This is a genomic window from Gemmobacter lanyuensis, assembly GCF_014652355.1.
Classification (GTDB): Bacteria; Pseudomonadota; Alphaproteobacteria; order Rhodobacterales; family Rhodobacteraceae; genus Gemmobacter; species Gemmobacter lanyuensis.
Genome location: NZ_BMYQ01000046.1, coordinates 1 through 681, shown reverse-complemented (window position 1 = coordinate 681; position 681 = coordinate 1). Strand labels below are relative to the sequence as shown.

The 681-nt window shown below is 60.9% G+C and carries 2 pseudogenes; one reads left to right on the top strand and one right to left on the bottom strand.

The window, feature by feature from the left end:
• Positions 1-109: 109 nt before the first annotated feature.
• Positions 110-445: pseudogene (locus IE101_RS19945) on the top strand (phage head morphogenesis protein); the annotation flags it as partial.
• Between the two features lie 152 nt (positions 446-597).
• Here the strand turns inward: IE101_RS19945 and IE101_RS19940 are convergent.
• A pseudogene (locus tag IE101_RS19940) lies at positions 598-681 on the bottom strand (IS5/IS1182 family transposase); the annotation flags it as partial.

Sequence of the window (681 nt, the reverse complement as noted above, 5' to 3'; positions counted from 1 at the left end):
CGGCAAGGGCAACTGCTACGACAATTCCGCCGTCGAAAGCTTCTTCAAGTCGCTGATCCCCACAGCCCGATGGGATGACATTGCAGGGCCAGCCCATGACAAGGGCTTTATGGTGGCGGGGGCCGTCAAAGCAGACTTGCTGGCTGACCTCGCTTCTGCAGTCGACCGGGCGATATCTCAGGGGCGCACCTTGGAGGAGTTTCGTGCGGATTTCCGTGCCATCGTCAAAAAACACGGATGGCATGGCTGGACAGGTGAAGGCTCTGCAAAGGGAGAGGCCTGGCGCACAAAGGTCATCTGGAAAACCAACATCTCCACCTCTTACGCAGCGGGGCGGTGGGCGCAGCTCAAGGCAAAAGGCTTCAAATACCTCGTCTACCGCCATAGCGGTGCGGAACATCCTCGGCTCGATCACCTCGCCTGGGACGGCCTCGTTTTGCCGATCGATCACCCGTTCTGGAAGACCCACTTCCCGCCGAATGGCTGGGGCTGCGGCTGCTCGGTTCGTGGCGCCATGACGCCGGAACTCGCCCGTTTGCTCGGGGGGGATCCAGACAAGAAGCTGCCTGAAGACTGGGGCGAGATCGATACACGCACCGGCGCACCTGTCGGGATCGATCGGGGATGCGCCAGTCTTTCAGGCGACCAAACATGATCTCGATGCGGTTGCGGCGGCGATAG